Below are 3,204 nucleotides of genomic sequence, written 5' to 3' on the forward strand. Positions count from 1 at the left end.
CGAGGTGATCCGTGGGTCGCTCATGGTTATCTAGTCTCGCACGTGTCCCGCGGAACTCAGATCAACCGCCACGGCGGCAGTTGCGACTCTCACGCCTGGTCCGCGCCGGTGCCGGGGCCCCCGGCACCGGCGCGGTCGATCAGAACCGGGCGGGCTCGCGGTAGACGCCCCACTCGGCACGCAGCGCGTCGCAGATCTCGCCCAGCGTGGCCTCGGCCCGGACCGCGTCCAGCATGGCCGGGATCATGTTCTCGCCGGTCCGGCTGACCTCGACCATCCGCTGCACGGCGGCCTTCACGGCGGCGTCGTCGCGGCCCGCCTTGCGCTCGGCGAGCACCCGGCGCTGCTCCAGCTCGACCTCGTGCGAGATGCGCAGGATCTCCAGGTCCTTGGCCACGGTGCCGGTGTGGCAGTTGACCCCGACGATCCGCTTGTCGCCCTTCTCCAGCGCCTGCTGGTAGACGAAGGCCGACTCGGCGATGTGGCCGGTGAACCAGCCGTCCTCGATGCCGCGCAGGATGCCCGACGTCATCGGGCCGATCTTGTGCGGGCCCTCGCCGCCGAGCTGCTTGATCCGGGCGAAGATCTCCTCCGCCTCGGCTTCGATCTTGTCGGTCAGCGCCTCGACGTACCAGGAACCGCCGAGCGGGTCCGCCACGTTGACGACCCCGGTCTCCTCCATCAGCACCTGCTGGGTACGCAGGGCGATCTCGGCCGACTCGTCGGTGGGCAGGGCGAGGGTCTCGTCGAGGGCGTTGGTGTGCAGCGAGTTGGTGCCGCCGAGCACGGCCGCCAGGGCCTCCACGGCGGTCCGCACCACGTTGTTGACCGGCTGCTGGGCGGTCAGCGACACCCCGGCGGTCTGGGTGTGGAACCGCAGCCACTGGGCCTTCTCACTGGTGGCGCCGTAGACGTCGCGCAGCCAGCGGGCCCAGATCCGGCGGGCGGCCCGGAACTTGGCGATCTCCTCGAAGAAGTCCACGTGGGAGTCGAAGAAGAAGCTCAGGCCCGGGGCGAAGACGTTGACGTCCAGCCCGCGGGAGAGCCCCAGCTCGACGTAGCCGAACCCGTCGGCCAGGGTGTACGCCAGCTCCTGCGCGGCGGTCGAGCCCGCCTCGCGGATGTGGTAGCCGGAGACCGACAGCGGCTTGTACCGCGGGATCTCGCGGGCGCAGTACTCCATGAGGTCGCCGATGAGGCGCAGGTGCGGCTCCGGGTCGAAGAGCCACTCCTTCTGCGCGATGTACTCCTTGAAGATGTCGGTCTGGAGCGTCCCGTCCAGGGTGGACAGGTCGGCGCCCTGCCGCTCGGCGGCGACCAGGTACATGCAGAAGACCGGCACGGCCGGGCCGGAGATGGTCATCGAGGTGGTCACGCCGGCCAGGTCGATGCCGTCGAAGAGCACCTCCATGTCGGCGGCCGTGTCGATCGCCACGCCGCAGTGGCCGACCTCGCCGAGCGACTGCGGGTCGTCGGAGTCGCGCCCCATCAGGGTCGGCATGTCGAAGGCGACGGAGAGCCCGCCGCCGCCGGCCCCGAGGATCATCTTGTAGCGCTCGTTGGTCTGCTGGGCGTTGCCGAACCCGGCGAACTGCCGGATGGTCCAGGTCCGCCCGCGGTAGCCGGTCGGGTAGAGCCCCCGGGTGTACGGGAACTCGCCCGGCCAGCCGATCCGCTCGAAGCCGGGGTAGGGCACCCCCTCCGGCGGGCCGTACACCGGGTCGACGGTCATCCCGGAGAGCGTGGTGAAGTCCGCGTCCCGCTTGCGGGCGGCGTCGTAGCGGGCCTGCCAGCGGGCCCGACCGGCGGCGATCTCGTCGGCGTCCATGCGCGGAGCTCCTCCTCGAGTCCTCGGATGCACCCCGAGTGTAGAACGCCGGCCTGAACGATCGCTAAGGATGGGCGTACCAGCCGGTAACCTCGGTCAGGCCGAGGGCACCGCCGGGCCGCCCAGGGCCACGTCGTCGACCCGGATGTTGATCTCGTCGACCCGCAGCCCGTACGCCTCGACCGCCGAGGTCACCGCGGCACGTACCGCCTCGGTCACCTCCGGCACCGGCCGGCCGCCGTCGATCACGATGACCAGGTTGACCACCGCCGCGCCGTCGGTGACGTGCGCCGAGCAGCCCCGCCGGGCGTCGCCGACCTGGTCCAGCCCGACCCGGTCCAGCACGGCGTTGAAGAAGCGGGCCACGTCGCCGCCGAGCTCGGCCACCCCGGGCACCGACTTCGCGGCGGCCACCGCGATCTTCTCCACCACCTCGTCGGAGACGTGCGTCGCACCGCCCGCCACCGCGTTCGGGGTCACCGACAGCTCCTGGGTCGCCTCGTCAGCCATGCTCTCCCACCGGGTTCGTCCGGCCCCACGCACGCCGTGAGGCGGTGCGAGCGTACTAGGCGGCCGGGATCCGGAGTGGACCCGTCAGGCGCCGGTCCGCCCCTCGACGATCCGGCGTACCGCCGCCGGGGTGGCCAACTCCTCCCGCAGCTCGGGATGGGCCAGGTAGAAGGCCAGGGCGGAGCGCACGGCCTCCCGGTCCGCGGCCAGCCAGTAGGTGCGGACCACCAGGAAGGGCAGGAACCGCAACTCCCCGGTGTCGAACCGGCCGGTGTGCCGGCGCAGCACGCTCCGCGGCGACGGTTCGGCCTTCACCACCAGCACGGACGTGCCCAGCCTCGTCGCGTCGACGGTGTGCACGGCGGCCCACGGTACGGAGTAGAAGCTGGTCAGCCCCGCGTGCGCGATGCCCGCCGGGGAGAGCAGCAGCCCACCGGGGGCGAGCCGGAGCATGACCACCAGGTGCCAGCCGAGCAACGCCGCCCCGCCGGCCAGGACCGCCGCCGCCACCCAGCCGCCGACACCGCCCCACACCGACACCGCCACGACGGCCAGGCCGAGCGCGAGCAGCACGCACGCCGCCACCACCGCGCCGAACCAGCCGTACGCGGCGATGCGGTAGCCGAACCGCACCGCCCGGGTGCCGCCGCCCGGCCACGGCACCAGTGTCGTCGCCGACCCCGAGCCCGTTGACGACGCCACCAGGAGCAGCCCCACCAGGGACCCGAAGAGGAGGAGCAGGAACGCCCCACCCACGATCGGCACCGGCTCGCGGTCGCTGACCCCGCCGGCCAGCGCCGTCAGCCCGCACAGCGCCAGCACGACGAAGAGCGCCAGCCCGGGCAGCGCCGACCACGGCAGCCGCC

General features: G+C 72.5%; 3 protein-coding genes. All 3 read right to left on the reverse strand.

Annotation, left to right across the window (positions count from 1 at the left end):
* Positions 1–139: 139 nt before the first annotated feature.
* Positions 140–1,828: an acyl-CoA mutase large subunit family protein gene (locus tag ACW0Q9_RS29990; RefSeq protein WP_456187047.1), complete on the reverse strand. Its 1,689-nt coding sequence runs from the start codon at positions 1,826–1,828 to the stop codon at positions 140–142.
* Positions 1,829–1,924: 96 nt separating this feature from the next.
* Complete coding sequence (locus ACW0Q9_RS29995; protein ID WP_456187049.1) at positions 1,925–2,338, reverse strand: Asp23/Gls24 family envelope stress response protein; 414 nt, start codon at positions 2,336–2,338, stop codon at positions 1,925–1,927.
* Between the two features lie 84 nt (positions 2,339–2,422).
* A partial coding sequence (locus ACW0Q9_RS30000) for a hypothetical protein (RefSeq protein ID WP_456187051.1) occupies positions 2,423–3,204 on the reverse strand: 782 nt, incomplete at its 5' end.

Source organism: Micromonospora sp. I033 (assembly GCF_053890995.1).

Excerpts from the sequence above, each read along its gene's own strand:
- ACW0Q9_RS29995 (WP_456187049.1), bottom strand. The coding sequence starts at position 2,338 with ATGGCTGACGAGGCGACCCAGGAGCTGTCGGTGACCCCGAACGCGGTG.
- ACW0Q9_RS29990 (WP_456187047.1), bottom strand. The coding sequence starts at position 1,828 with ATGGACGCCGACGAGATCGCCGCCGGTCGGGCCCGCTGGCAGGCCCGC.